The sequence below is a fragment of the Bacillus thuringiensis genome (assembly GCF_001182785.1).
Taxonomy (GTDB): domain Bacteria; phylum Bacillota; class Bacilli; order Bacillales; family Bacillaceae_G; genus Bacillus_A; species Bacillus_A thuringiensis_S.
Window position 1 is genome coordinate 4,327,354 of the sequence record NZ_CP012099.1, and the last position, 24,317, is coordinate 4,351,670.

A 24,317-nucleotide genomic window follows, 5' to 3' on the forward strand; every position below is an offset into this window, starting at 1 on the left:
CGTATGTTATAATACGTTTCATGCGCATTAATAGGAGGTAAATTATGTTAAAAAAAGCAATCGCTGAATTTATTGGTACCTTTGTACTTGTATTATTCGGAACTGGAGTAGCTGTCACTGGCGGCGGAATCGAAGGAATTGGAACATTAGGAATCGCTATGGCTTTCGGCTTATCTATTGTAGCTATGGCATATAGCATCGGAACAATTTCTGGATGTCACATTAACCCAGCAGTATCAGTAGCTATGTTCATCAACAAACGCATGAACGCTATGGAACTTTGTTATTATGTATTAGCTCAAATTTTAGGTGGTTTATTAGGAACTGCAACGTTAGTAACAATTTTAAAATCTGCTAAAACACCTTTAGATAATTTAGGACAAAATGGTTTCGGAACTCTTGGTTTATCTGGAGCATTTTTAGTTGAGTTCATTTTAACTTTCGTATTTATTTTAGTTATCGTCGCTGTAACAGGTAAAAAAGGAAGTTCTTCTTTAGCTGGACTAGTAATTGGTTTCACATTAGTTTTAATCCACTTATTAGGAATTCCGTTAACTGGAACATCTGTTAACCCAGCTCGTAGTATCGCACCAGCTTTATTTGTTGGTGGAGAAGCACTTTCTCAACTATGGGTATTCATCGTAGCACCAATTCTTGGTGGTATCTTCGCAGCTATCGTAGGTAAATTCATTTTAAATACTGAAAAATAGAATTTTCAATATTTCTGAATAAAAAAAAGCGAGCCCTCATTATGAGGAAGCTCGCTTTTTTATTCTTTCATTTTAGACTTTAAATTTGTAACTAATTGATCTACCGTTACATTTGCAAGCACGTTTTCCATCGCTTCTTGCGCTTGCATTAAAATAATTTCTAATACTGATTGAATATTAGCTCCTACTGGACATTCAATGTTGGGATTTTCATGGAAGGAAAATAGCTGTCCTTCTTCTACAACTTCCACTGCTTTATATACATCAAGTAATGTAATTTCTTCTAAATCTCGAGCAAGTGTCGTACCACCTTTACCAGCTTGTACATCAACAAGTCCTGCTCTCTTCAACATTCCTGTAATGCGACGAATCACAACTGGATTTGTATTCACACTACCGGCAATCCATTCAGAGGTACAGCGAGAGTTTCGATCTATCGCAAGTAATGTCAGCATATGAACACCTACTGTAAAACGACTACTAATCCCCATCTGCACACCCTCCTTTTTATTCATTCTATTAAAAGACGACTCTTATTATTATATACTATTTTTAATTTATACATAAAGAAAAAGCATGATTTCAATAGGAAATCATGCTTTTCTCTCATTATTGACGCTTTATAAATTTCGCTAAATCTTTAAATTTCACTTTATCTGAGTAATTCATTACGCCATTTACGTAAATGCGGCTTGTAACAGCATTTAATATCGCAATTGTCGCCAATAAGACTGCTAATGTTATCGTAATTTCTAGCATACCTGCTTCACCAGCTACAATACGTGAGAAGGTAACCATCGGTGTAAAAAATGGAACGTAAGAACTTACAACAACGATAGTACTATTCGGATCACTTAATGATTTAATACTAATGAAGAATGCAGCCATAATTAAAATCATTATCGGGAAAGATACAGCTTGTAAATCCTCCGTCTTAGACACGACAGCTCCAGCAGCAGCATACATCATTGCATAAAGTAAATATCCCGTAATGAAATAAACAAGAAACATGCTTACAACCTTTGCATCTAATTTCGTAAAGTCAATTGGAATACCCAATAGTGAGGCACTTTCTAAATCGACCCAACCTAACAAATATGGAATAAGATAACCACACGCCAATATGACAAGTTGCAATAAAGCCGTTGAAACAACCGCTAAAATTTTCGCATACATCATCGTAAGAGGTTTCACTTTCGGAAGCATTACTTCCATTACACGTGACGCCTTCTCAGATGCAATATTCATTGCGATTGTATTTCCGAACGCTACAATAAACATATATAAAGCAAATGTAAAGAAATAGGCAATTCCGAAAGAAGATGTACGATCTTTTATCGCTTCTTGCTTTACTTGAATTTCTGTTTGTAATTGCTGTGCAATTTCTGGTGAAACATTATTTTTGGCAATTGTCACCATCGTATATTGTTGCTTTAAATATCCTGCCATAATTGCAGAAGTTGCTTGGCTTGGAAATCCATTATACATATATGTAATCGATGGAGCCCCACCCTTTTCCGTCACATGGAATAGACCATCTAAATCGCCTTCTTCTACTTGCTTATGCAGTTTATCAAAATCATCCTTTGAACCAAGTGTTATTTTTGCTGATGGCAATAGCTTATTTAGCTCATCTTTTTGTACTTTATATGTGGAACTCTCTACTACAACTGCAATTTTATCTTTATCCTTATTTTTATCATCGCCTGAAGTAAAATGATTAAATGCAAAAATCCCAAACACAACTAAAAATAAAATCGCACTCGTAATTAATGATTTTTTAGATAAAAACGCTTCCCTAAAATAAAATGAAAATACGTGAGAAAATTTACGCATCGTTATTTCGCCCTCTCTACAAAGATTTCATTTAACGTCGGCTCTAACATTTTGAATTGTCGTAAGCTAACACCTTGCTCTTGCAACTGTTGCAAAATCTTGAGAGCTTCCGCATCGTCTTGTACTTTCACATAAAGAAGGCCTTGTTGTTTTTCATACGATACATGTATAGCTTCTAATCCTTTTTCATTCTCTACTGTATCTTCAATCGTTAAATTACGGAAACCGTATTCTTTCTTAATATCACTTAGCTGTCCTTTTACGACTGCTTCACCTTTTTTCAAAATACATACATGTTGGCAAAAAGCCTCTACTTGTTCCATACGATGACTTGATAAAATAATCGTCTTTCCGCTCTGCACTTGTTCTTCAATAATGCTAGCTAACATCCCAGCATTAACTGGATCAAGTCCGCTAAACGGTTCATCTAAAATGAGAAGTTCAGGATTATGAAGAAGAGCAGCAATTAATTGAATTTTTTGCTGATTCCCTTTTGAAAGCTCTCCTGCCGTTTTAAATTTATATTCTGGTATTGCCAATCGATCTAACCAGTGATCAATAGCAAAATCTACTTCTTTTTTCGTCATTCCTTCTAATCTACCAAAATATCGCAACTGATCTATTACTCTACTTTTTGTATATAAACCTCTCTCTTCTGGTAAATATCCAATCGTTACCCCACTAGTCCCAAATGATTTTCCATCCCATGTAATAGATCCTTCATTAGGCGTTAATAATCCGAGAAGCATTTTGATTGTCGTTGTTTTCCCTGCACCATTTCGCCCAAGTAATCCTAGCACTTCACCTTTAGGTAACGAAATTTGCAAGCCGTTAACTGCTTTTGATTCCCCAAATTGTTTCGTTAAGTTTTGAATTTGTAAACTCAAAGTATAAAGCCTCCCCTTTAGTATCATTCGTATTCTCTTTCAAAGACTATGTTTATTCAAGACAAAATATAGCACTACACTTCATCCCCTTATATGTAAACACCGTCATTAATCCATCATTTGTTCTATTTAGTTAAAATTGTAAATAACAAAACTCTTTTTGTCAATTATAATTGTCATTACGACAATAAAACTTGTCAAAATAACTATTATTATTTTGCTCATCTTTCTAATATAGGACATACTACTATATATACAAAAGACAATATGCAAATGTTCATATAAAAATATTATATTTTAATATATAATATAAAATGATTTTCTAACATCAAGGAGGATACATATGAAGATGAAGAGGGGCATTACCACTTTATTATCTGTAGCGGTTCTATCTACATCACTTGTAGCATGTTCAGGAACACCAGAGAAAACAGTGGCGAAAGAAGAGAAAGTAAAATTAACAGAACAGCAATTAATGGCTGATTTATGGTATCAAACAGCTGGCGAAACGAAAGCACTTTACTACCAAGGGTACAATATCGGTCAATTAAAGCTTGATGCAGTCCTTGCAAAAGGGACAGAGAAAAAACCTGCTATCGTACTTGATTTAGACGAAACTGTTTTAGATAACAGTCCTCATCAAGCAATGAGCGTAAAAACAGGCAAAGGCTATCCTTACAAATGGGATGATTGGATTAATAAAGCTGAGGCTGAAGCCCTTCCAGGCGCAATTGATTTCTTAAAATATACAGAGTCTAAAGGTGTAGATATTTACTACATCTCAAATCGTAAAACGAATCAACTAGATGCAACAATTAAAAATCTTGAGCGTGTAGGTGCTCCTCAAGCAACGAAAGAACATATATTACTACAAGATCCGAAAGAAAAAGGAAAAGAAAAACGTCGTGAACTCGTTTCTCAAACTCATGATATTGTCTTATTCTTCGGTGATAACTTATCTGATTTCACAGGTTTTGATGGAAAATCTGTAAAAGATCGTAACCAAACAGTAGAAGATTCAAAAGCACAATTTGGTGAGAAATTCATTATTTTCCCGAATCCAATGTATGGCGATTGGGAAGGCGCTTTATATGATTATGATTTCAAAAAATCAGATACGGAAAAAGATAAAATCCGTCGCGACAATTTAAAATCATTTGATGCAAAATAAAGAGGATGGCATTCGCCATCCTCTTTATTTTGCTTTCTCTGTTAAAGGTAAGATAAACACTTCCACACGTCTATTCTTTGCCTTTCCTTCTTGTGTATCGTTCGGAGCAATTGAACGGTATTCTCCGTAACCAATCGCACTAAATTTTTCTGGTTGTAATTCTTTATTTTGTAGTAATACTTGCATAAAATTAACTGCCCGCTGCGTACTTAATTCCCAATTCGACGCAAACTGTGCATTGGCAATTGGGACATTATCCGTATGACCGGATACTGTAATTTCACGAGGTGACGCTGAAACAAGTAAGCTAGACATCTCTTTTGCAATCCCTAAAGATTCTAATTTCACATCTGCTTTCCCCGAATCAAACAGTATATTTTCTAATATTGTCACCATTAATCCCTTTTCAGTTAATTTAGTTTGAAAAGAAGAGGATAATTGTTTTTCATTAATATATTGATCAATCTTTTTTTGTAATGCTTTCAATTCATCCATCTCTTTTTTTTCTTTAGCTCTAGCTTCTTCTTGTTTCTTTGCTTGTTCTGCCTCAAGGCTACTTGCTGATAATTCTTTTTCCTCATTTGGCTTTTGATCACTTAAAAATTCTTTGTTACCTGTTCCCCCAGCTAATTCACTTCGAAAAGCAACTGCCATCTGTTTAAACTTCGCAGCATCTATACTACTCATTGCGAATAAAACGATAAACAATGCAAATAACAACGTTAACATATCAGAATATGGAATTAACCACGTTTCATCGATATGCTCATCATGTTTTTTCTTTTTGCCTCTTCTATTTTTCTTACTCCGCATTTTTTTCTGCTCCTTTTTCTAGCTTTTTACGCTCAGTTGCAGAAAGTGCACCTAAAATGCGGTTCTTCATAATAAACGGATATGTACCTTCTTGTAACATTAATAAACAATCAATGATTAAACGTTTTTTCTCAATTTCAGCTGAAGATTTTTGCTTTAACTTATTTGCAAATGGATGCCATAATACATAACCTGAAAAAATACCAAAAATCGTTGCAATAAACGCACCCGAAATAGCATGACCTAACTTTTCAATATCAGTTAAGTTACCAAGCGCAGCTACAAGACCGATAACAGCACCTAAAACTCCTAATGTCGGTGCATACGTACCAGCTTGTGAAAAAATAGCAGCTCCTTTTGCATGTCTTTCTTCAATTGCCTCTAATTCAGATTCCAAAATCTGCTCTAAATCTTCTGCGGATACGCCATCAATCACAAATTTCATACCGCGCAAAAGAAATTCATCTTGAATTTTGTCTAATTGTTGCTCTAAAGACAAAATACCGTATTTTCTACTTTCAGATGTCCAATGAACAAATAATTCTAGCAACTGTTCATAACTTAAATCCTTTTTATTTGAACCAAAAAGAACTTTAAATAGTTTTGGAACCCTTTTTAGTTGATTCATCGGAAATGCAATACATACTGCAGCAAATGTACCGATAAAAATAATTAATGCTGCGGCAGGATTTAATAAGGCTGTTACGTCAGCGCCCTTGACGACCATCCCTACTACCACTGCTAAAAACCCTAAAACAAGTCCAATAATTGTTGCAAAATCCATTCCCATTCACTCCTAGTCTATACAAGAAGTTCTTTATTCTCGATAATCGCTACATCTTCTTATGTATATATATTACATAAAAAATGCAATTCATGAAAGATAAGAAATGAATTATATAAAAAAATACTACAAATTTACACATTTTCTGACATTTTCTTTGCATTTCTATTACTTTATGACTCTTATATTCCTTTTCCAACAAACTAGATTTATAATAAAAAACGATACACATTTTATTAAGAAGGGACTGTGATTACAAGGCATTATGAAAAAGATAATAATTATTTCTGCCACTACTATTGTAATCGGTATCACATCTTTCACTTACTTTGGTTCTAAATCACCACTACATAATGAAGCGAAAGCTGTCGAAAGTCAAAAACATACTAACCACCTAAAAGAAGAAATCCCTGATTTTCCAAAAGCTGATCATAATGCAAAGAAAATAGACAATGACTTTTCAGTTGTAACAAATCCAAAATCGAATCTTGTCTTAATTAATAAACATCGAAAACTGCCAGATGGATACACTCCTGAAGACTTAACAAGACCAAACGTACCATTTACTAGTCCAAAAGATAAAGAAAAAACATTACTACGCAAAGATGCTGCAGAGGCACTTGAAAACATGTTCAAAGCTGCGAAAAAAGAAGGGCTTGATCTTACAGCTGTATCTGGTTATCGTTCATACAAACGCCAAAAATCGTTGCATGATACATACGTTAGACGTCAAGGAAAAGCTGAGGCTAATTCAGTAAGCGCAATTCCTGGTACAAGTGAACACCAAACGGGTTTAGCAATGGATATTAGTTCAAAAACAGCTAAATTTCAATTAGAGCCTATCTTTGGAGAGACAGCAGAAGGAAAATGGGTCGCGGAACACGCTCATGAATTCGGCTTTGTCATCCGTTACTTAGAAGATAAAACAGATACAACAGAATATGCATATGAACCATGGCACTTACGCTACGTTGGTAATCCATACGCTACATACCTATATAAACATCACTTAACATTAGAAGAAGCGATGGAAGACAAAAAATAAGAGAGCAAATTGCTCTCTTATTTTTCTTTCACTCTATCATTGTAGTAATTTCTTCTTCCATTCTTCAGGCCATGGTTCGCCTCTTCCTGTTTTTTTCGACGCTTGAACCATCATTCCACGACCTACTAAACAAACCTCTCCTTCTGCATTCTTCACCATATAATGTAAATCTAAAGAAGAGTTCCCAACCGATCCTGCCTTTACATACACCTTCAACTGTTCATCAAAATATATTTGCTTAATAAAATTACATTGTAAATCCGCAACAACGATCATCGTTTCTGATGATGCATGTGTCCACTCTTGCATAAATCCAAGTTCTTTAAACAACGCGATACGAGCTTCTTCAAAATAAGTAAAAGCAACGACATTATTTACATGTCCAAACATATCTACTTCACCAAAACGAACCTTTACAGGATTGTAAAATGAAAATCCACTTTCCCATTTCTCGAAGTCTTCAATATAAGAAATTCTCTTCAACGCTATCTCCCCTTCCTATCAAAAAACAGAATAAACTGAAAAATATAATTATAAATATTGCCTCTTCAAGATGAAGAGGCAATATTTATTAATAGTTATTATCGCTACCAAAGAAATCTTTGAACGATTGAATTGTTGTATCACGGTTTAATGCCGCAATTGAAGTTGTTAAAGGAATACCCTTCGGACATGATTGCACACAGTTTTGAGAGTTACCACAGTTTGCTAGTCCTCCATCTCCCATAATTGCACGTAAGCGATCTGCTTTATGCATTTCACCCGTTGGATGTGAGTTGAATAAGCGAGCTTGTGATAACGGCGCTGGTCCAATAAAGTCAGACTTACTGTTTACGTTTGGACACGATTCTAAGCAAACACCACATGTCATACATTTTGAAAGCTCATAAGCCCATTGACGCTTTTTCTCAGGCATTCTTGGTCCTGGACCTAAGTCATACGTACCATCAATTGGAATCCAAGCTTTAACGCGTTTTAGAGCATTAAACATGCGACTGCGGTCAACTTGTAAATCACGTACAACTGGGAATGTCTTCATCGGCTTTAAGCGAATTGGCTGTTCTAATTGATCAATAAGAGCCGTACATGATTGACGTGGCTTTCCGTTAATAACCATCGAACATGCACCGCATACTTCCTCTAAGCAGTTCATATCCCATGCAATCGGAGTTGTTTGGTTTCCTTTTGAATCAACAGGATTACGACGAATTTCCATAAGCGCCGAAATAATATTCATATTAGGACGATATGGAATTTCAAACTCTTGGTCAAACTCTTGTGCATCTGGTCCATCTTGTCTCGTAATGATGAGGCGGATTGTTTTCTCAGACATGTTGTTTATCCCCCTTCTCTTCACCCTTAGCAGCTACATCATGTTTTGAAGAATAATCACGTTTACGTGGTTTAATTAATGAAACATCAACGTCTTCGTAATGGAATGCTGGTGCATTTCCTTCTCCTTCAAATTTTGCCATAGTAGTTTTTAAGAAGTTTGCATCATCACGATTTGGGAATTCAGGTTTGTAATGCGCACCGCGACTCTCATTACGGTTATATGCGCCAATTGTAATAACACGTGCTAACTCAAACATATTTGCAAGTTGACGTGTAAATGAAGCACCTTGGTTACTCCATCTCGCTGTATCGTTAATGTTAATACGTTTGTAACGATCCATTAACTCTTCAATTTTCGCATCTGTTTCTAATAACTTTTTATTTTCACGAACTACTGTAACGTTATCTGTCATCCATTCTCCAAGCTCTTTATGAAGAACATATGCATTTTCATTACCATCCATCGTTAAAATATTGTTAAATTTCTCTGTTTCGATTAATTCATTTTGCTCATATACAGTAGATGAAACAGCATCTGATGATTTAGAAAGACCTTTCATATATTCAATTGCGTTTGGTCCTGCTACCATACCACCGTAAATTGCTGATAATAGTGAGTTTGCACCAAGGCGGTTACCACCGTGCATAGAATAATCACACTCACCTGCTGCAAATAAACCTGGAATACTCGTCATTTGCTTATAGTCAACCCATAGTCCACCCATTGAATAGTGAACAGCTGGGAAGATTTTCATTGGTAGTTTACGAGGATCATCCCCTGTAAATTTCTCATAGATTTCAATGATTCCACCAAGTTTAATATCTAATTCTTTCGGATCTTTATGAGAAAGATCTAAGTACACCATGTTTTCACCGTTAATACCTAGTTTTTGCTCTACGCAAACATCAAAGATTTCACGCGTTGCGATATCACGAGGTACAAGGTTTCCGTAAGCCGGATATTTTTCTTCTAAGAAGTACCATGGTTTACCATCTTTATATGTCCAAACACGTCCACCTTCACCACGTGCAGATTCACTCATAAGACGTAATTTATCGTCTCCAGGAATTGCCGTTGGGTGAATTTGAATGAACTCACCATTTGCATAATATGCACCTTGTTGATATACAGCAGAAGCTGCTGTACCTGTATTAATAATGGAGTTTGTTGATTTTCCGAAAATGATACCAGGGCCCCCTGTTGCCATAATCACGGCATCAGCTCCGAAACTTTTAATCTCCATAGTTTGTAAATCTTGTGCAACGATTCCTCGGCACACACCTTCATCATCAACAACAGCTCGTAAGAAATCCCAACCTTCATATTTCGTTACAAGTCCTGCTACTTCGTGACGACGTACTTGCTCATCTAATGCGTAAAGTAATTGCTGTCCAGTTGTTGCACCAGCAAATGCTGTACGGTGATGTTGTGTTCCACCAAATCGACGGAAATCAAGAAGTCCTTCTTCCGTACGGTTGAACATAACACCCATACGGTCCATTAAATGAATGATACCAGGTGCTGCTTCACACATTGCTTTAACTGGTGGTTGGTTCGCTAAGAAGTCTCCACCATAAATTGTATCGTCAAAGTGGATCCATGGAGAATCCCCTTCACCTTTCGTATTTACGGCACCGTTAATTCCGCCCTGAGCACATACAGAATGTGAACGTTTTACTGGTACTAAAGAAAACAGTTCAACATTTACTCCTGCTTCTGCCGCTTTAATCGTTGCCATTAAGCCAGCCAAGCCACCGCCGACTACTATAAGTTTCCCTTTCATGCTCTCCCACTCCTTACTGATTTGCTAGCTGTGGATCGATGAACGCTAATAATGCACTCACACCTACATAAGATAGACCTAAGAAAATAGCTAATGTTACATAAGTAGAGATTCTTTGTGAACGTGGAGATACTGTAATTCCCCAGCTGATGCAGAATGTCCATAGTCCATTTGCAAAGTGGAAAATTGTTGAAACAACACCAACTAAGTAGAATGCAAACATAGCTGGATTGTTTAAAATATCTGCCATCATATCATAGTTTACCTCTTTACCTAACATTGCTTGAATACGAGTTTCCCAGACGTGCCAAGAAATGAAAATCAGCGTAACGATACCTGAAATTCTTTGGAAAACGAACATCCAGTTACGGAAATAACCGTAAGAAACCGCATTGTTCTTAGCTGTAAATGCAATATATAAGCCATATATAGCATGGTACAGTATCGGTAAAAAGATGATGAAAATTTCTAGCGCATACCGGAATGGAAGGAGCTCCATAAAGCCTGCAGCTTTGTTAAAAGCCTCTGCTCCTCTTGTTGCAAAGTTGTTTACAATTAGATGTTGCGTCAAAAAGACACCAACCGGGATGACCCCCATTAATGAGTGCCACTTACGAAACGTATACTCGCGGCCTTTCATGTCCCCATTACCCCCTTGAATGTTTGACTGCTGTTTTCAGATTAATTTATAACAATAATGTTTTTTCACTATTGGCATAAGAAAAACTGAAAAAATTATTCGAAATATTTCAGCATAATTTGATAACAAGTTCATTTTACCCCTATTTTTGTCGAAGCGTCAAGAAAACGTATACATAATTTGCATATAATTTGGCAATTCTTTTTTTCTTCTTAGATATTCAGATTTCCCTAAAGAAAAATCTGTTTTTATAAATGAAAAATGTTATATAATAATCCCTATAGAAAGAGGGGAATATTGTGAGCAAAAATACAATCGATATAACATCTTTAGAAGATGTTTCATTGAACGCCTTCGCTTATGAATTGCTACGTGAAGAATTACTACCTGATTTAATCGGCAACGATTTAGATGGTATTTTATACTGGTCTGGTAGAAACCTTGCAAGAAAATATCCGCTAGAAACAATTGAAGAAGTCATTCAGTTCTTTGAAAAAGCTGGCTGGGGCACTTTAAGCATTATTGAACATAAGCGTCGTGAAATGCAGTTCCAACTTAAAGGCACACTCATTGCAGAACGTCAAAAACAAAAACGACATTCTTCTTATCAACTAGAAGCTGGATTCATCGCTGAACAAATTCAAAAGCAACGGAACGTCGTTGCAGAGTCATACGAAGAAAAGAAAAAACGTTCTGACTCTATTACATTTCTTGTAAAATGGGATATAAAAGATCTCATTGAAGTGTAAGCATTACCTACAGTCAACTAGACATATCAGTTTAGTTGACTTTTTTGTATTTTCATTCAGATTCGTTTATTTTAAATCTTCAGAAATTATACCAAAAAACAGAAGACGTTGTAAACTACAACGTCTTCTTATCTGTTAAATACGTATAAATCGTCTCCGCGACATTTTTCGGCATACCCGCTTCGACAAATTCCTCTATAGAAGCTTCTTTCATCTTCTTTAATGAACCAAAATGTTTTAACAATACCTTTTTCCGTTTATCACCTATTCCTGGAATGTCATCCAATGCTGATTGAATGACAGATTTCCCATGTAATTGACGATGGAATGTAATCGCAAATCGATGCACCTCATCTTGAATACGCTGCAATAAATAAAATTCTTGGCTATTTCTCTCAAGCATCACAGGTTCCGGTGGATCCCCAATAATTAAATGGGAGGTTTTATGTTTATCATCTTTCACAAGACCTGCCATCGGAATATATAATCCGAGCTCATTCTCCAGAATATCACTTGCAGCCGCTAGATGGCCTTTTCCTCCATCAATAATAATCAAATCAGGTAAGGGTGAATTTTCTTTAAGCGCCCTTGTATAACGGCGTCTCACAACTTCTCTCATAGACTCATAATCGTCTGGTCCTTGAACCGTTTTAATTTTATATTTTCGATACTCTTTCTTCGCCGGTTTCCCATCGATAAAAGCAATCATTGCAGAAACAGGATTTGTTCCTTGAATATTTGAGTTATCAAACGCTTCAATACGATACGGCGTTTCAATCCCAAGCTGCTTCCCTAAATGATCTACTGCTTTAATCGTTCGTTCTTCATCACGTTCAATTAAGTAAAACTTCTCTTCAAGAGCAATTTTTGCGTTTTTATTTGCTAATTCTACAAGATCTTTTTTCTTACCACGTTTCGGCTGTGTTGCTTCTACTTCTAAAAAGCGCTCTACTAATTCCGAGTCTATACTTCCTGGAACGACAATTTCCTTCGGCTTAAAATGACTACTGTTTTCATAAAATTGGCCGATAAACGTTAAAAAGCCCTCTTCTGGTTCATCGTAAATTGGAAACATAGAAACATCACGTTCAATTAGCTTTCCTTTTCGAACGAAGAAAACTTGAACACACATCCATCCTTTATCCACTGCATATCCAAACACATCACGATCCACTAAGTCACTCATAATCATCTTTTGTTTTTCCATAATCGCATCAATATGAGCAATTTGATCACGCAACTCTTTTGCACGTTCAAACTCTAGTTTCTCTGAGGCCTCATACATTTTTATTTCTAATTCTGAACGAACTTCTTTATGTCCACCATTTAAAAACTTAATAATTTCATCTACAATTTCTTTATTTTGTTCTTCCGTCACTTCTTTCACACACGGCGCTAAACATTGACCCATATGATAATACAAACAAACTTTATCTGGCATATTCGTACATTTCCGAAGCGGATACATACGATCTAGCAGTTTTTTCGTTTCATGAGCAGATTGTGCATTTGGATAAGGACCAAAATACTTTCCTTTATCCTTTTTTACATTTCGAGTAATGAGTAAGCGTGGTTGCTTCTCCGCCGTAATTTTAATAAAAGGATATGTTTTATCATCTTTTAATTGAATATTATATTTCGGATCATATTTTTTAATTAAATTTAACTCTAAAATAAGTGCTTCTAAATTCGAAGAGGTTACAATATATTCAAAATCAACAATTTCTCCTACAAGCCGCAGTGTTTTCCCATCATGTGAACCAGTAAAGTACGAGCGCACACGATTTTTAAGCACTTTTGCCTTTCCAACATATATAACCGTTCCTTGCTTATCTTTCATCAAATAACAACCAGGTTGATCTGGTAAAATAGCCAACTTCTCTTTCAAATGTTCGTGCACTCGTCTCCCTCCATTTCTACATACTTAGCATTTTTATTTTCCCTTGAAAACATACTATGCCCAAACACCCAACATACGTTCTTTTATTGTAACGGAAAGACTGTAAAAAAGAAAATAAAAAAAGCTACCAACTGGTAGCTTTTTTATTTTAGAAATGTTTAGAAACTAATTCTACTAACGCTTCTTTCGGTTTGTAACCTAACGTTTGATCAACTACTTTACCGTCTTTTAATACGAAAAGAGCTGGAATGCTCATTACTTCGAATTGACGAGCAGTTTCTTGGTTCTCATCAACATCTACTTTTACTACTTTTACTTTTTCGCCTAGTTCTGCATCGATTTCCTCTAATACAGGAGCGATCATTTTACAAGGTCCACACCAAGGTGCCCAGAAATCTAATAATACAACACCTTCGCTAGTTTCAGCTGCGAAGCTTTGGTCATTTGCGTTTACAATTGCCATTTTATTTCCTCCTTCAAGTATATTCTACCAAGAGTATATCATTAACTTATATACGTGGCGAATAATATGTATCGTTATGTATTGTAACAAAAAAATGTTCCTTTATACTATATAAAAATACGGATTAAATACTAAAAAGATGAGAGACAGGGGATCTCTCACCTTTTTCTATATATAGGGGTACTTCACTTGGAACTCAAGGGTACTTAAATCATGAATGTACTTTTAACTTTTTAAACTCTTCTGTTAAAAGAGGTACAACTTCGAACAAGTCACCAACAATACCGTAGTCAGCTACTTTGAAGATACTTGCTTCTGGATCTTTATTAATCGCAACGATTATTTTTGAATTAGACATACCTGCTAAATGCTGAATCGCACCAGAAATACCACATGCAATGTATAAGTCTGGCGTAACAACTTTACCAGTTTGACCAATTTGTAATGAGTACTCACAGTATTCAGCGTCACAAGCACCACGAGATGCCCCAACAGCGCCGCCTAGTACGTCAGCTAACTCTTTTAATGGTTTAAATCCTTCTTCACTCTTCACACCGCGTCCGCCAGCGATAATAACTTTCGCTTCAGAAAGATCCACACCTTCTGCTGTTTTACGGACAACATCTTGAATGATTGTACGTAAATCTTTCACATCAACTGTAATAGAAGATACGTCACCGCTGCGAGACTCATCTTTTTCCAGAGTTGCAATGTTATTTGGACGCACTGTCGCAAATAACATGCCGTCTGTTACAATCTTCTTCTCGAATGCTTTACCAGAGTAAATTGGACGAGTGAAGATAACATTTCCACCTTCAACCTCTAAAGCAGTTACGTCAGAAACTAAACCAGCTTCAAGCTTCGCTGCTAATTTTGGTGATAAATCTTTACCAAGTGCCGTATGTCCAAAGACAATACCTTCTGGATTTTCTTCAGCATGTACAGCTAAAAACGCTTGTGCATAACCATCAGATGTATATGATTTTAATTTATCATTTTCAACTGTCACAACGCGATCTGCACCGTAATGAATCAATTCATTTGCAAAAGAGGCAACGCTGTCTCCAATTAGAAGACCTACTACTTCACCGCCTTCTGCAATTGTTTTTGCTGCTGCTACCGCTTCAAACGAAACGTTACGTAGCGATCCATCACGAACTTCACCCATTACTAATACTTTACGAGCCATAGATTTTCCCTCCTGCATATATAATTTCGTATTTTATTAGATTACTTTCGCTTCTGTATGGAGCAACGATACAAGTTCTTTTACTTGATCTTGCAGCTCGCCTTGTAACACTTTTCCTGCATCTTTCTTAGGAGGCAAATAGATTTCAATTGTTTTTGTCTTTGCTTCCACATCATCTTCTTCTAAATCTAAATCATCTAATTCTACTTCTTCTAGTGGCTTTTTCTTCGCTTTCATAATACCTGGTAGCGATGGATAACGTGGTTCATTTAAACCTTGCTGTGCTGTTACTAAAACTGGTAATGAAGTTGCAATCACTTCTGTATCACCTTCAACATCACGCTCAATCTTCACATTTGTACCGTCAATTTCAAGTTTTGTAATTGTCGTTACATATGGAATATTTAACGCTTCAGCTACGCGTGGCCCTACTTGTCCAGATGCACCATCAATTGCAACGTTTCCGCCTAAAATTAAATCTGCATCTTTATCTTTTAAATATTCAGCAAGCACTTTTGCTGTCGTGAACTGGTCACCATTTTCTACATCATCTTCAATATTAATTAATACCGCTTTATCACAGCCCATTGCTAATGCAGTACGAAGTTCTTTCTCACTATCTTCGCCACCGACTGTTACAACTGTAACTTCTCCACCTTGTGCGTCTCTTACTTGAATTGCTTCTTCAATTGCATATTCATCGTAAGGGTTGATGATGAATTCCGCTTCGCCATCGTAAATTGCACCGTTTTTAATTACGATTTTTTCTTCTGTATCAAATGTTCGTTTCATGAGTACGTAGATGTTCATTCCATTTACCCCCTTGTTTTTCAGAAAGATTCTATCAATTTTAATTTTCTGTTAATTTATATTAAAAAAATAATTGAACTACCTGCCACTAAACGAAGGTTTACGCTTTTCTAAAAATGCAGCTACACCTTCTCTTCCATCTTCACTCGTAAATACTTCACCAAAAATTTGTGATTCACGTTGTACACCTTCATAGTAATGAGAAGATTTTGTCGTTTGCAATAACTCTAGTACAGCACGAGTTGTTGCTGGACTTTTTCCAGCAATTTGTTTTGCGACTTTAAGCGTATCATCTAAAAATGATTCTTCAGAGAACAATCCGTTAACAAGTCCCCACTTTAATGCTTCTGCACCAGTAATTGGTGTACTTGTTAACATCATTTCACAAGCTTTCGCTTTCCCAACATAACGTGGTAAGCGCTGTGTACCTGCAAAGCCAGGAATTAATCCAAGTGTTAATTCAGGTAAACCAAGTTTTGCACTTTCAGTTGCAAAGCGCATGTGGCAAGACATAGCAAACTCAAGGCCGCCGCCCAGTGCCGCTCCATGAATTGCCGCAATAACTGGTTTTGAACATTTTTCAACACGCTCAAACGTAACTTGTCCAAGCTGTGCTAATTCTGTTGCTTGCTTCGCTTCAGTAACAGATGTAAATTCTTTAATATCTGCTCCTGCTGAGAAGAAACGTCCTTCACCGTGAATAACAACAACACGAATGTTATCATCCTTTTCCACTTGATCAATTAATTCAGTAACGTCATGCATAACTTGTGAAGACATCGCATTCGCTGGTGCGTGATTTAACGTCGCCACCGCGATATGATCTTCAACTCTTACAGATAGGAATTTCAACATGATCCCTCCCATTATTGACGATAACCACAAGCTGCAATAAGTAGCCCGTGTACCGTTTTTGAAAGTGCGACCAGATCATACTTATGATCGCTCATTACCCAATTGGTCACAACTTCATCTACTGTTCCAAAGATCATTTGTCTTGCCACGCGAACATTTAAATCTGCTTGAAATTCACCTTGTTTTATACCAGTCTCTAAAATCTCATCCATAACTTGTAAGTAGCCTTTTAATACTTCATTTATTTTAAGGCGCAAGTCTTGATTGGACTGCCTCAGCTCTAATTGCGTAACGATAGCAAGCGGATCATTTTGCGACAACAGCAAGAAGTGCGTTTCTACCAACATGAATAACTTCGATACAGCGCTTTCAATTCCTGCTGTTTTTTGACGAATTGTTTCGACAAATTCTCCCATCTTCTCTTGGAATAAGGATATTAATATATCTTCTTTATTTTTAAAATATAAATAAATCGTGCCATCAGCTACTCCAGCTTGCTTTGCGATTTTAGAAACTTGCGCTTGGTGGTACCCATTCTCCGCAATCACAATGACTGCCGCATCAATAATTTGATTGTATTTCGGTCTATTTTTCTTCACTTTACTGTCCCCTTCAAGAAGATGACTGAATGAATAGTCATTCATATTCTTATAATACTGACTATTTAGAAAAGTGTCAATCCTATTTTTTCAAAAAGAAAGGGCCTTAGCCCGTTTGCTCATCCTCATTCTTTCTCTTCTCTTCATCTATTAGAACACGGCGTAAAATTTTCCCTACTGTCGTTTTCGGCAATTCATCTCTAAACTCATATACTTTCGGCACTTTATAAGCCGCTAAATATTTACGTGCAAACTGATTTAATTCTTCCTCAGAGCATTCCGTCCCTTCTTTTAACACAACAAATGCTTTAACTGTCTCTCCTCGGTACGGATCTGGAACTCCAATTGTCACTACTTCTTGCACTTTTTCATGCTCATATAATACTTCTTCAACTTCACGAGGATACACATTAAATCCACTCGCGACAATCATATCTTTCTTGCGATCTTTTACATAGAAGAATCCATCTTCATCCATGTAGCCAACATCACCTGTATGGAGCCAGCCATCTTGCAATACAGCCGCTGTTTCCTCTGGCTTATTCCAATATCCTTTCATAATTTGAGGGCCTTTCACTACAATTTCACCTATTTCTCCTGGCGGTAATGCCTCACCAGTTTCAAGCGACATAATGATTGCTTCTGTATCTGGCCACGGAACTCCGATGCTACCTGGCACTCGCTTTTCCCATAAAAAATTACTATGTGTAACCGGAGAGGATTCTGTTAAACCATATCCCTCTACTAGTTTACCACCTGTAACTGTTTCGAACTTTTCCTGTACTTCTACTGGCAGTGGTGCTGATCCACTAATACAAGCACGGATAGAAGAAATATCGTATTCTTTTAAAAGCGGACTATTTAAAAGAGCGATATAAATAGTTGGTGCCCCTGGAAACAATGTCACTTTATGCTTCTTAATCGCTTCAAAAACCATTTTCATATCAAACTTTGGAATAAGGACCATTTTGTATCCTTGCATAATACTTAAATTCATAACAGCTGTCATACCATAAACATGGAAAAATGGAAGAACCCCAAGGACGACTTCTTCACCTTCGTTACAGTTATATAACCAATGCACTCCCATCAAAGTGTTAGAAACAAGGTTTTTATGCGTTAACATAACTCCTTTCGGAAATCCGGTTGTTCCTCCTGTGTACTGTAAAAGAGCTAGATCATTTTCAGGATCACAAGGCACCTCAACATTCGTATTCACTTCTTTTTCTACTGAATTCCAAAGATGAATCGTTTCACTCTCTGATACTTTCACAACTAAATTCGACTGTTTTTTCTGCACAAATGGATACAATAGATTTTTAGGGAATGGTAAAAAGTCTGCAATACGAGTTACGATAATATGCTCAATTTTTGTAGCAGATTGAACATTCGTTACTCTTGGAAACACTAAATCGAGACAAAGAATTACTTTTGCTCCCGAGTCATGAAGCTGATATTCTAATTCCCTTTCTGTATACAGTGGATTGGTTTGTACTACGATACCTCCCGCAAGTAATGTACCGTAATAACCAATTACAGCTTGCGGACAATTCGGCAACATAATAGCAACTCGATCACCCTTTTCCACACCGAGCTTTTGAAGATAATTTGCAAACCTCTTCACCTTATCATGGAAGTCCGAAAACGTAATATCCTTCCCTAAAAAGTGAAGCGCTTTCTTTCTTGGGTAGCGAGAAGCCATCTGTTCTACATATCTATGAAGCGGCTGAATATCATAAGAAATCGTACTCGGAATTTCCTCTGGATAACTTTTCAACCATGGTTTTTCCACCTTCATTCCCCCTTCAAATACATAAAAAATAAATGAATGTTCATTCATGATGGTTATTTTCATTATATTATAGTCACCATAACGTTACAATCATAATATTCTGACTTTTATATAACTATGCTTTACTTCATTAACTTCTTATTATATGTAGAAACTCTCTTAATCTTAAAAGAGTAAGAGAGTTATAGTTTAACTCAATCTTATTATCGTTAACACTGCTCCTGGAGTAGTTGTTGATAATGTTGCGACAGCTAACAAACCAAATAATTGCAAGCTAATAGCATCTCCTGCTGCAAGAGTTGTAATGATTGTTGCGCTAAATGATGTAGTTGCTAACGCAGGAGCATTAATCGTCCCAGCAAGTGGTGCTCCATTAATTGTAATCCGTGAACTAACTAATAGTGAAGCCGTTATATTAATCGTATATGAAATATAATAATTCCCAGCATTTGCAACCGTAAATACTGTATTCCCACCAGAAACAGTAATTCCTGGACCAATGTTTTGATTATTTGGAAGCGGGACATTCGTTCCACCAAGAAGGACCGATATCGCTGTTCCCGACGTATTATTTGCAAATGCATATGTCGCCGTGATACTTGTACCGGTTGCACCCGTCGCTCCCGTTGGGCCTGTTATTCCTGTTGGGCCTGTTGCTCCTGTTATTCCCGTCGCTCCCGTTGGGCCTGTTGCTCCTGTTATTCCTGTCGCTCCCGTTGGACCTGTTACTCCTGTCGCTCCCGTTGGGCCCGTTGCTCCTGTTATTCCTGTCGCTCCCGTTGGGCCTGTTGCTCCTGTTATTCCCGTCGCTCCCGTTGGGCCTGTTGCTCCTGTTATTCCTGTCGCTCCCGTTGGACCTGTTGCTCCTGTTACTCCTGTCGCTCCCGTTGGACCCGTTGCTCCTGTTACTCCTGTCGCTCCCGTTGGACCCGTTGCTCCTGTTATTCCTGTCGCTCCCGTTGGGCCTGTTGCTCCTGTTATTCCCGTCGCTCCCGTTGGGCCTGTTGCTCCTGTTACTCCTGTCGCTCCCGTTGGACCCGTTGCTCCTGTTACTCCTGTCGCTCCCGTTGGACCCGTTGCTCCTGTTATTCCTGTCGCTCCCGTTGGGCCTGTTGCTCCTGTTATTCCCGTCGCTCCCGTTGGGCCTGTTGCTCCTGTTATTCCTGTCGCTCCCGTTGGACCCGTTGCTCCTGTTATTCCTGTCGCTCCCGTTGGACCCGTTGCTCCTGTTATTCCTGTCGCTCCCGTTGGACCCGTTGCTCCTGTTATTCCTGTCGCTCCCGTTGGACCCGTTGCTCCTGTTATTCCTGTCGCTCCCGTTGGACCTGTTGCTCCTGTTGCCCCCGTCGGACCGGTTGGACCAACCTTAGGAACTGTCCCATCGCAACTAAAACAGCACGAATCAACATGTACACCATTTTGATTATTACACCCACAATATCCATTTACGTTATTGCTCCATGAAGACATGTTGATCACTTCCTTTACATGCAATCTTTTAAGTACAATCACCGAGTTAGAAAACATCTATCTAAATAACAAAGAAATACTTTACCTATTAGGGATAAACACAGATTTATTCCATACATTCTAGTAATTATTACATGCGATTCTCACTCTTTTTGCTTGTACTTTCGCCCCATCTCCACAGATTATTAACCATACACATTACACTTTCGTACACAGCCAAGTTCCCATTTAAACTTTCCACATTCGCCACTCTTTTTAGTAAAGAAGCTTATTCTTCATAAATAGCGACTATAACATATAAAAATCCGTATAATTTATTGTTTTCAGTCAAAATTTTTAAAAAATATTGACACTTAAATTATCCTCATAGTATGATTTGGTTGTTGTAATTGATAACCATTTTCACTTACGGTGCCAGTTACAAAAAACACTTAATTTGGGGGCAGAAGATGAAGAGAATTATCAGTATTTTCATAGTAATTCTTCTATTCGCTGTTGGATGTGGACAGCAAAAAGAGGAGAAAAAAGAAACAAAAGCGGACAATAAAAGTCAAGCTATAACGATTAAACACGCTGAAGGGGAAACGAAGTTAGATAAACCAGCGAAAAAAGTAGTTGTACTTGAGTGGGTATATTCAGAAGACTTATTAGCACTTGGTGTTCAGCCAGTAGGGATGGCAGACATTAAGAATTATAATAAATGGGTAAATACAAAAACAAAACCGAGTAAAGATGTTGTAGATGTAGGGACACGTCAACAACCAAACTTAGAAGAAATTAGCCGTTTAAAACCAGACTTAATTATCACAGCTTCATTCCGTGGTAAAGCAATTAAAAATGAATTAGAGCAAATTGCACCAACAGTTATGTTTGATCCATCAACAAGCAATAACGATCACTTCGCTGAAATGACAGAAACATTTAAACAAATTGCAAAAGCAGTTGGAAAAGAAGAAGAAGGTAAAAAAGTATTAGCTGATATGGATAAAGCATTCGCTAATGCAAAAGCAAAAATTGAAAAAGCAGACTTAAAAGATAAAAACATCGCAATGGCACAAGCATTTACTGCTAAAAACGTACCAACATTCCGTATCTTAACTGACAATTCTTTAGCTTTACAAGTTACAAAAAAATTAGGTTTAACAAATACTTTCGAAGCAGGAAAATCTGAGCCAGATGGTTTCAAACAAACAACTGTAGAATCATTACAAAGTGTACAAGATTCAAACTTCATTTACATTGTAGCGGATGAAGATAACATTTTTGACACGCAACTAAAGGGCAACCCTGCTTGGGAAGAATTAAAGTTCAAAAAAGAAAACAAAATGTATAAATTAAAAGGCGACACTTGGATTTTCGGTGGTCCTGAGTCTGCAACATCTTTAGCAACACAAGTAGCAGATGTAATGACAGTGAAGAAGTGATTACGCGATGAATAGCCTACAACATACACTTCGAGCAAGTCTTATATTCGGAGGAGGAGCAGCTCTCTTGCTCCTCCTTTTCTTTATTCATATCGGACAAGGTCAAGCAAACATTTCCTATAGTATGATTATTGATGCTCTTATCTCACCGAACCAATCGCTAGAACATCAAACTTTAATCATGCTTCGATTACCTAGAGCCGTAATTGCCATTTTAGCTGGAGGTGCCCTTGCTGCATCTGGGGTTATTTTACAAACATTAACGAAAAATCCACTTGCTGAATCCAGTACAATGGGTATTCACTCTGGCGCATATTTCTTTCTAGTAACGGCTACAATTTTCTTACCGAAAGGTTTACAAATTAATTCTCTTCTGTTCACATTTATCGGCGGTGCTATTACTGCTTTATTTGTATACCGTATTTCTGGTGGAAAAAAGGGAACCCCACTCAGAATGGCATTAGCTGGTATGGTCGTTACATTAATGCTCTCTGCCTTTACCGGAACGATGCAGCTTTTCTATGAAAATGAAACAGCTGGTTTATTTTTATGGGGAGCTGGATCTCTTATTCAAAATAACTGGGATGGCGTTCAATTTGCTTTTCCATTTATCATTATTTCTTTCCTAGTTTTACTATTTATATCTCGTAAACTCAACATTCTCTTACTTGGTGATGATGTTGCTGTTTCTCTTGGTGAAAAAACAGCAGTAACACGTCTTATCGCCTTCATTGCTGCAATCTTTTTAACAGCAGTAATTGTTACTGTTGTTGGACCAATTGGATTTGTCGGCTTAGTTGCACCTCATTTAATGCGCCTTATCGGATACCGTCAACACTTTACTCTTCTTCTCTCTTCTTTCTTATGGGGGGCAGTATTATTGCTTGGAGCAGATGTTGTCGGTAGATTAATAGATCCAACCGGTGCAGAACTTCCTGTTGGGGCAGTCACAGCAATGATTGGATCTCCTTGGCTTATTTACTTAGTCTATCGAATGATGAAATCGAAACAATATATGAATGATAACGGTGCGAATGCAGCTGGAGCTAGTTCCAGCTATTACTCTTATAAAAAGGTAATCATTATATCTATCACACTTTGTATTGTGACGATTGCTCTTGGTGTTACCATCGGTAGTAACGCTTATATCGAAAGCATTACTAATGTTATATCAGGTCAATTAACACAATTTGACAAAAATATGATGATGAATCTTCGTTTACCAAGAATGCTCGTTGCCGCTATTGCTGGTGCATGCCTTGCAATAAGTGGGCTTGTTTTCCAAGGTATATTACGAAACCCACTTGCCGATCCTTCTATTATTGGTATTTCATCGGGAGCTGGTGTCGGTGCTTTAACTATTATGTATGTCTTTCCTGCACTTCCTGGTTTCTTCCTACCAATTGGTGCATTTATTGGCGGACTACTTGCAGTTGGAATTGTCCTCTTCTTCTCTTGGAAATCAGGATTTAGTCCAACAGCTCTCGCTTTAATAGGGATTGGTATTTCTGCGCTTGGCTCAGCAATTATTCAAATCTTTATCGTTAGAGCCAATTTGAATGTTGCCGCTGCTTTAACATGGTTATCTGGTAGTACGTATGCAAGAGGGTGGAATCACTTAGAAAATATCATTCTATATCCATCTCTAATTCTTGTATTAATTATCTTTTTCTTAATAAAACAACTTGATGTTCTCGTACTTGGAGACGATTTAGCAACTGGACTTGGGCAACCAGTAAATAAAACACGTCTTGCTCTAATTGTGCTAGCGACACTACTTGCATCAGTAAATATCGCTGCTGTCGGTACTATTGCCTTTTTAGGCCTTGTCGCTCCTCACTTAGCAAGAATTGTTGTTGGTATGAATCATCAAAGACTATTCGTTTGTTCAGCACTATTTGGAGCAATCCTTCTTTCTGTTGCTGACTTACTTGGACGTACAATCGCATATCCGAAAGAAATTCCTTCTGGTCTTGTCGTTGCTGTACTTGGAGCACCTTATTTCTTATGGTTGATGAGGAAGAGTGGGAAGAAGGTTAATTAAAAAGGAGGCTTCGTTTT

General features: G+C 37.2%; 23 protein-coding genes. 6 read left to right on the forward strand and 17 right to left on the reverse strand.

Annotated features, from left to right (window positions below; translation table 11 throughout):
• Positions 1-44: 44 nt before the first annotated feature.
• Positions 45-710 carry an aquaporin gene (locus tag AC241_RS22305; RefSeq protein WP_000913213.1) on the forward strand — a complete coding sequence of 222 codons (666 nt, stop codon included), beginning with the start codon at positions 45-47 and terminating at the stop codon, positions 708-710.
• Positions 711-769: 59 nt separating this feature from the next.
• Here the strand turns inward: AC241_RS22305 and AC241_RS22310 are convergent, their stop codons facing one another.
• The 3 genes from AC241_RS22310 to AC241_RS22320 form a co-directional block, all read right to left on the reverse strand.
• On the reverse strand, positions 770-1,201 hold the full coding sequence (locus AC241_RS22310; RefSeq protein ID WP_000512998.1) for an Rrf2 family transcriptional regulator: 432 nt from the start codon (positions 1,199-1,201) through the stop codon (positions 770-772).
• A gap of 118 nt (positions 1,202-1,319) precedes the next feature.
• Positions 1,320-2,546: an ABC transporter permease gene (locus AC241_RS22315; protein WP_023523128.1), complete on the reverse strand. Its 1,227-nt coding sequence runs from the start codon at positions 2,544-2,546 to the stop codon at positions 1,320-1,322.
• 2 nt (positions 2,547-2,548) lie between these two features.
• Positions 2,549-3,433 carry an ABC transporter ATP-binding protein gene (locus AC241_RS22320; RefSeq protein WP_050844560.1) on the reverse strand — a complete coding sequence of 295 codons (885 nt, stop codon included), beginning with the start codon at positions 3,431-3,433 and terminating at the stop codon, positions 2,549-2,551.
• Positions 3,434-3,776: 343 nt separating this feature from the next.
• Here AC241_RS22320 and AC241_RS22325 point away from each other — a divergent pair, with 343 nt between their 5' ends.
• Positions 3,777-4,604, forward strand: a complete 828-nt coding sequence (locus tag AC241_RS22325) for a 5'-nucleotidase, lipoprotein e(P4) family (protein ID WP_016080149.1) — start codon at positions 3,777-3,779, stop codon at positions 4,602-4,604.
• 24 nt (positions 4,605-4,628) lie between these two features.
• Here the strand turns inward: AC241_RS22325 and motB are convergent, their stop codons facing one another.
• Both motB and motA read right to left on the reverse strand, forming a co-directional pair.
• Entirely contained in the window at positions 4,629-5,417 is a 789-nt protein-coding gene (motB, locus tag AC241_RS22330) for a flagellar motor protein MotB (protein ID WP_016080148.1), read from the reverse strand.
• Complete coding sequence (gene motA / locus AC241_RS22335) at positions 5,407-6,201, reverse strand: flagellar motor stator protein MotA (protein WP_000344862.1); 795 nt, start codon at positions 6,199-6,201, stop codon at positions 5,407-5,409. The genes motB and motA overlap by 11 nt, the downstream gene beginning before the upstream one ends.
• A 265-nt stretch (positions 6,202-6,466) precedes the next feature.
• On the opposite strand from motA, the gene AC241_RS22340 reads away from it, so the two are divergent.
• A complete protein-coding gene (locus AC241_RS22340; protein WP_050844561.1) occupies positions 6,467-7,246 on the forward strand; it encodes a M15 family metallopeptidase in 780 nt (259 codons plus the stop codon).
• Between the two features lie 36 nt (positions 7,247-7,282).
• Here AC241_RS22340 and AC241_RS22345 read toward each other — a convergent pair whose 3' ends face one another.
• The 4 genes from AC241_RS22345 to sdhC form a co-directional block, all read right to left on the reverse strand.
• Complete coding sequence (locus AC241_RS22345) at positions 7,283-7,729, reverse strand: acyl-CoA thioesterase (RefSeq protein ID WP_000822727.1); 447 nt, start codon at positions 7,727-7,729, stop codon at positions 7,283-7,285.
• A gap of 88 nt (positions 7,730-7,817) precedes the next feature.
• Complete coding sequence (gene sdhB, locus AC241_RS22350) at positions 7,818-8,579, reverse strand: succinate dehydrogenase iron-sulfur subunit (protein WP_001291830.1); 762 nt, start codon at positions 8,577-8,579, stop codon at positions 7,818-7,820.
• On the reverse strand, positions 8,572-10,365 hold the full coding sequence (sdhA, locus tag AC241_RS22355) for a succinate dehydrogenase flavoprotein subunit (protein ID WP_000676743.1): 1,794 nt from the start codon (positions 10,363-10,365) through the stop codon (positions 8,572-8,574). Before sdhA ends, sdhB begins: the two co-directional genes overlap by 8 nt.
• A 13-nt stretch (positions 10,366-10,378) precedes the next feature.
• Entirely contained in the window at positions 10,379-11,005 is a 627-nt protein-coding gene (sdhC, locus tag AC241_RS22360) for a succinate dehydrogenase cytochrome B558 (protein WP_000678354.1), read from the reverse strand.
• 299 nt (positions 11,006-11,304) lie between these two features.
• Here sdhC and AC241_RS22365 point away from each other — a divergent pair, with 299 nt between their 5' ends.
• Positions 11,305-11,754, forward strand: a complete 450-nt coding sequence (locus tag AC241_RS22365) for a YslB family protein (protein WP_000042214.1) — start codon at positions 11,305-11,307, stop codon at positions 11,752-11,754.
• Positions 11,755-11,869: 115 nt separating this feature from the next.
• On the opposite strand, the gene uvrC is transcribed toward AC241_RS22365, so the two are convergent.
• The 8 genes from uvrC to AC241_RS22405 form a co-directional block, all read right to left on the reverse strand.
• Positions 11,870-13,654, reverse strand: coding sequence for an excinuclease ABC subunit C (gene uvrC / locus AC241_RS22370; protein ID WP_000544296.1), 1,785 nt, complete (start codon positions 13,652-13,654; stop codon positions 11,870-11,872).
• Between the two features lie 148 nt (positions 13,655-13,802).
• On the reverse strand, positions 13,803-14,117 hold the full coding sequence (gene trxA, locus AC241_RS22375) for a thioredoxin (RefSeq protein ID WP_001018944.1): 315 nt from the start codon (positions 14,115-14,117) through the stop codon (positions 13,803-13,805).
• Positions 14,118-14,328: 211 nt separating this feature from the next.
• Positions 14,329-15,306: an electron transfer flavoprotein subunit alpha gene (etfA, locus tag AC241_RS22380; protein WP_043935301.1), complete on the reverse strand. Its 978-nt coding sequence runs from the start codon at positions 15,304-15,306 to the stop codon at positions 14,329-14,331.
• Positions 15,307-15,342: 36 nt separating this feature from the next.
• Positions 15,343-16,116, reverse strand: a complete 774-nt coding sequence (gene etfB / locus AC241_RS22385; protein WP_016080146.1) for an electron transfer flavoprotein subunit beta — start codon at positions 16,114-16,116, stop codon at positions 15,343-15,345.
• A gap of 78 nt (positions 16,117-16,194) precedes the next feature.
• The gene (locus AC241_RS22390; protein WP_000911291.1) at positions 16,195-16,971 is read right to left on the reverse strand and encodes an enoyl-CoA hydratase; all 777 of its coding nucleotides are present in this window, start codon (positions 16,969-16,971) and stop codon (positions 16,195-16,197) included.
• A gap of 11 nt (positions 16,972-16,982) precedes the next feature.
• The gene (locus AC241_RS22395; RefSeq protein WP_000742223.1) at positions 16,983-17,570 is read right to left on the reverse strand and encodes a fatty acid metabolism transcriptional regulator FadR; all 588 of its coding nucleotides are present in this window, start codon (positions 17,568-17,570) and stop codon (positions 16,983-16,985) included.
• Positions 17,571-17,676: 106 nt separating this feature from the next.
• Positions 17,677-19,362, reverse strand: a complete 1,686-nt coding sequence (locus AC241_RS22400) for a long-chain-fatty-acid--CoA ligase (protein WP_050844562.1) — start codon at positions 19,360-19,362, stop codon at positions 17,677-17,679.
• A 189-nt stretch (positions 19,363-19,551) separates the two neighbouring features.
• Positions 19,552-20,832: a BclA C-terminal domain-containing protein gene (locus AC241_RS22405; protein ID WP_050844563.1), complete on the reverse strand. Its 1,281-nt coding sequence runs from the start codon at positions 20,830-20,832 to the stop codon at positions 19,552-19,554.
• 449 nt (positions 20,833-21,281) lie between these two features.
• Here AC241_RS22405 and AC241_RS22410 point away from each other — a divergent pair, with 449 nt between their 5' ends.
• A complete protein-coding gene (locus tag AC241_RS22410; RefSeq protein ID WP_016080140.1) occupies positions 21,282-22,256 on the forward strand; it encodes an ABC transporter substrate-binding protein in 975 nt (324 codons plus the stop codon).
• 7 nt (positions 22,257-22,263) lie between these two features.
• Complete coding sequence (gene fhuB / locus AC241_RS22415) at positions 22,264-24,300, forward strand: Fe(3+)-hydroxamate ABC transporter permease FhuB (protein ID WP_043938366.1); 2,037 nt, start codon at positions 22,264-22,266, stop codon at positions 24,298-24,300.
• Positions 24,301-24,317 lie beyond the last annotated feature (17 nt).